This is a genomic window from Immundisolibacter sp. (assembly GCF_041625615.1).
GTDB lineage: Bacteria > Pseudomonadota > Gammaproteobacteria > Immundisolibacterales > Immundisolibacteraceae > Immundisolibacter.
Genome location: NZ_JBFJTF010000170.1, coordinates 1 through 4,017 on the forward strand (window position 1 = coordinate 1; position 4,017 = coordinate 4,017).

Annotated in this window: 4 protein-coding genes and 1 pseudogene; all 5 read right to left on the reverse strand. The window is 71.9% G+C overall.

Annotated features, from left to right (window positions below; genetic code table 11):
* Positions 1-234: 234 nt before the first annotated feature.
* Positions 235-483 carry an acyl carrier protein gene (locus ABYX71_RS10790; RefSeq protein ID WP_372696502.1) on the reverse strand — a complete coding sequence of 83 codons (249 nt, stop codon included), beginning with the start codon at positions 481-483 and terminating at the stop codon, positions 235-237.
* On the reverse strand, positions 480-1,805 hold the full coding sequence (locus ABYX71_RS10795) for a dihydrolipoamide acetyltransferase family protein (RefSeq protein WP_372696503.1): 1,326 nt from the start codon (positions 1,803-1,805) through the stop codon (positions 480-482). The genes ABYX71_RS10790 and ABYX71_RS10795 overlap by 4 nt, the downstream gene beginning before the upstream one ends.
* Positions 1,798-2,781 carry an alpha-ketoacid dehydrogenase subunit beta gene (locus tag ABYX71_RS10800; protein ID WP_372696504.1) on the reverse strand — a complete coding sequence of 328 codons (984 nt, stop codon included), beginning with the start codon at positions 2,779-2,781 and terminating at the stop codon, positions 1,798-1,800. The genes ABYX71_RS10795 and ABYX71_RS10800 overlap by 8 nt, the downstream gene beginning before the upstream one ends.
* On the reverse strand, positions 2,778-3,755 hold the full coding sequence (pdhA, locus tag ABYX71_RS10805) for a pyruvate dehydrogenase (acetyl-transferring) E1 component subunit alpha (protein ID WP_372696505.1): 978 nt from the start codon (positions 3,753-3,755) through the stop codon (positions 2,778-2,780). The genes ABYX71_RS10800 and pdhA overlap by 4 nt, the downstream gene beginning before the upstream one ends.
* Positions 3,755-4,017, reverse strand: a pseudogene (locus ABYX71_RS10810) (acetate--CoA ligase); the annotation flags it as partial. The gene pdhA and the pseudogene ABYX71_RS10810, both read right to left, overlap by 1 nt.

The following is a 4,017-nucleotide window of genomic DNA, read 5'->3' on the forward strand; positions in this document are numbered from 1 at the left end:
CGCCTGCCAGCGGTGCACGGCGGGTCCGAAGTCCGTCAGGTCGTCGAGCAGCCGCTCCATGGCGCTGTGCAGGGCCGCTTCATCGGGCTGGACGATGCCGCAAATGCCGCTCATCGGGTCGGGGGCTCCGTGGGGTCCGGGACGCGGGCATGTGCTAGCAAGGCACATGCCTTTCTCGGGGCCGGGAGCCTAGACCGTCGATTCGGACACAGATATTGCAGCCGGAGGCGTTTCTCAGGCCGCCAGCTTGGCCATCACGTAATGCACGGCGCCGTCGAGGCTGCTCAGGCGCGGGTAGTCGAGTTCCGGGATCGGCACCCCGAGTTGTTTGTGCACGGCGGTGACGAAATTGAGGAAATCCATCGAATCGATGTCGATCTGATCGCGCAGCGGCGCGGCGGGGTCGAGTTCGGTTTCACGCGCTTCCGGGGCGATGGCGCCCAGGATGGCGAGCAGCCGCTCGCGCAGTTCGGCTTCGTTCATAGCGCCTCCGGTTGGTGCAGCAGGCGGTCGAGCGCCGCCAGGAACAGTGCGCCGCGGTGGCCGTCGCTGACGCGGTGATCACCCGCCAGGGTGAGCGTGACGGTACGTCGCACGGCAATACCCTCGCCCACCACCCAGGGCCGGCGCACCACCGAGCCGGCACCGACCACCGCCACCTGCGGCGGGGTGATGATGGGGTAGACCGACTCGACGCCGTTGTCGCCGAGGCTGGACAGCGTGATGGTGGGGTCGGTCAGCTCGGAGCTGCGCAGGCCGCCGGCGCGGGCCCGCTGCACCAGGTCCTTGAGGTCGTCCATCAGGGTGTCGAGATCCTTGTCCGCCACATCGTGCAGGGCCGGCGCGATCAGGCCGCGCCGGCGCAGCGCCACGGCGACGCCGATGTGCACCGCGGTGGACGGCTCGAAGCGGTCGTGGCGCCAGAAGCCGTTCAGCTCCGGCACCTCGCGCAGCGCCAGCGCCGTGGCTTTCAGCAGCACCACGGCATACAGCAGGCGTCGGTCGGGGTCGCGCTCGGCGTTGACGGTTTCGATGAAGCGCAGCGCCGGCTCGAAATCGGCCGTGGTGGACAGGTAGTAGTGCGGGATTTCGCGCTTGGCGCGGGTCATGGCGGCGGCGATGGCGCGGCGCATGGCGTCCGGCTCGAACGGCGCCCTGGGCGCGGCTGCCGGTGCGGGCGGTGCGCCCGCCGCGCGTTCCACGTCGGCCACGGTGATCGCGCCCTTGGGGCCGCTGCCGGCGACGCCGGCCAGGTCCACGTCCAGTTCCAGCGCGCGCTGGCGCACGCTGGGTGCGGCACGCGGCGGTTTCCCGCCCGCGGGCCTGCCGCTGGACGCCAGGTCGGCCAGGACCACCGCGCCACCGGGTCCGCTGCCGCTGACGGCGGTGAGGTCGATGCCGCGTTCGGCGGCCTGGCGCCGCGCTACCGGTGAGGCGCGCACCGGCGCGGGCCCGGCAGCGGCGGGCGCGGGACGCACCGGCGCCTCGGCAACCGGCGGTGGCGCCGTGGGCGTGGGTTCCGGTGGCCCGGCGGCGGGCTTCGGCGCGGCCGGTCGGGTGGCCGCTTCGGCTTCGCCGTGCACGGTGGCCAGCACGGTGCCGACCGGTACTTCGGTCCCGGGCTGCACCACCAGCGTGTCGACCACGCCGCTGTCGAAAATCTCGACATCGATGGCGCCCTTCTGGGTTTCCACCACGGCCACGATGTCGCCGCGGTGCACGCGGTCGCCGGGCCGGATGCGCCACTCCACCAGCGTGCCGCTTTCCATGTCGCTGCCGAGCGAGGGCATGCAGAAGTCAGCCACGGCCCAGCACCCCGCGCGCGGCGGCGACGATGCCGTCCACCTGCGGCAGGGCGGCGTCCTCCAGGTGCTTGGGGTAGGGAATCGGCACCTCGGCGCTGCACACGCGCGCCGGCGGCGCGTCGAGGTCGTAGAACACCTGTTCGACGATGCGGGCGCTGATTTCCGCCGCCAGGCTGCCGCTGCGCCAGCCTTCGTCCACGATCACCGCCCGCCGCGTGCGGCCCACCGAGGCCATGATGGTGGCGTCGTCGAGCGGGCGCAGGCAGCGCAGATCGATGACCTCCGCCTCAATGCCGTCGCCGGCCAGCTGCTCGGCCGCGGTCAGTGTCTTGGGCAGGCTGCCGCCGTAGGTGATGAGCGTCACGTCGCGGCCGGGCCGGCGCACGGCGGCGCCGCCGAGCGGCACCGATTCCACCGCGTCCAGCGGACCGTCGGCGTTGTAGAGCATGACGTGCTCGAACACGATCACCGGGTCCGGGTCGGCCAGCGCGGCGGCCAGCATGTGCCGGGCATCGGTGACGGTGGCCGGGGCGATGACCTTCAGGCCCGGGATGTGGGCGTAGATGTTCTCCAGGCTGTGCGAGTGCTGCGCCGCCAGTTGCCGGCCGGCGCCGGTGGCCATGCGGATGACCAGCGGCACCGACACCTGGCCGCCGGACATGTGGCGCAGCGTGGCGGCGTTGTTCAGGATCTGGTCCAGCGCCAGCAGGCTGAAGTTGACGGTCATGATCTCGACGATCGGCCGCAGGCCGCCCAGCGCCGCGCCGATGCCGGCGCCGGTGAAGGTCGATTCCGACAGCGGCGTGTCGCGCACCCGGTCTTCGCCGAATTCCTCCAGCAGCCCCTTGCTGACGGCATAGCAGCCGCCGTAGCGGCCGACGTCCTCGCCCATCAGGAACACGCGCGGGTCGTCCGCCAGCGCCTGACGCAGCGCCTGGCGCATGGCCTCGCGGTAGGTGCAGGTGGCGGCGCTCATGCCGGGGTGTCCGTGTAGACGTCGTGCGTCAGCCGGTCCACCGGCTCCAGCGTGCCGGCCTCGGCGAAGGCCACCGCCGCCGCCACCTCGGCGTCCACTTCGGCCTGCAGCGCGGTGCGTGCGTCGTCGGCGAGCAGGCCGAGGCTGCGCGCCTCGCGCTCGAACAGGTCGATCGGGTCGCGGGCGCGCCAGCGCGCGACCTCCGTCTTGTCGCGGTACAGCTGGCTGTCGAACATGGAATGCGCCCGAAAGCGGAAGGTGTGGCATTCGAGCAGGTACGGGCCGTGGCCGCCGCGCACGTGGTCGATGGCCGTCTGCGCCGCCTCGCGCACGGCGAGCAGGTCCATGCCGTCCACGGCGGCGGAGGCAAGGCCATAGCTGCGGGCCTTCAGGTGAATGTCGGTTTCGGCCTCGGAGCGCGCCAGCGCCGTGCCCATGGCGTACTGGTTGTTCTCGCACACGAACAGCGCCGGCAGTTTCCACAGCGCGGCCAGGTTCAGCGACTCGTGAAACTCGCCTTCGGCCGCCGCCCCCTCGCCGAAGAAGCACACGCTGACCTGCGGCCGTTGCTGCATGGCGTCGGCCAGCGCCAGCCCCACGGTCAGCGGCAGGCCACCGGCGACGATGGCGTTGCCGCCGTACAGGCGCGTGGCGGCGTCGAACAGGTGCATGGAGCCGCCGCGGCCGCGGCTGCAGCCTTCCTGCATGCCGAACATTTCGGCCATCACGGCGCCCATGTCGACGCCGCGCACCAGCGCGTGGCCGTGTTCGCGGTAGGTGGCGACGATGGCGTCGGCCGCGTCCAGCAGCGGGATGATGCCGGCGGCGATGGCTTCCTCGCCGTTGTACAGGTGCAGGAAGCCGCGAATCCGGGTGGCGCTGTACTGCTCGGCGCAGGCGTCCTCGAAGGCGCGGATGCGCAGCATGTGCCGCAGCAGGGCGTGCGCGGTGCCGGCGTCAGGCAACGGCGCCATCAGGTGTTCTCCAGGGTGGAGGTGTCGCCTTCCGGCAGGCCCAGCTCGCGTGCCTTCAGCAGGCGGCGCATGATCTTGCCGCTGCGCGTCTTGGGCAGGTGGGCGGCGAACTCGACTTCCTTGGGCGCCACCACGGCGCCGAGGCGTTTTCGGGCGTGCGCCATGAGTTCATCGTGCAGGGCCGGGTCGGCCTCGAAACCGGGCTTGAGCGCCACGAAGGCCTTGACGATCTCGCCGGCGACCGGGTCCGGCTTGCCGATGA

Coding starts and splice junctions, on each gene's coding strand:
- ABYX71_RS10790 (WP_372696502.1), bottom strand. CDS start 483: ATGAACGAAGCCGAACTGCGCGAGCGGCTGCTCGCCATCCTGGGCGCC.
- ABYX71_RS10800 (WP_372696504.1), bottom strand. CDS start 2,781: ATGAGCGCCGCCACCTGCACCTACCGCGAGGCCATGCGCCAGGCGCTG.
- pdhA (WP_372696505.1), bottom strand. CDS start 3,755: ATGGCGCCGTTGCCTGACGCCGGCACCGCGCACGCCCTGCTGCGGCAC.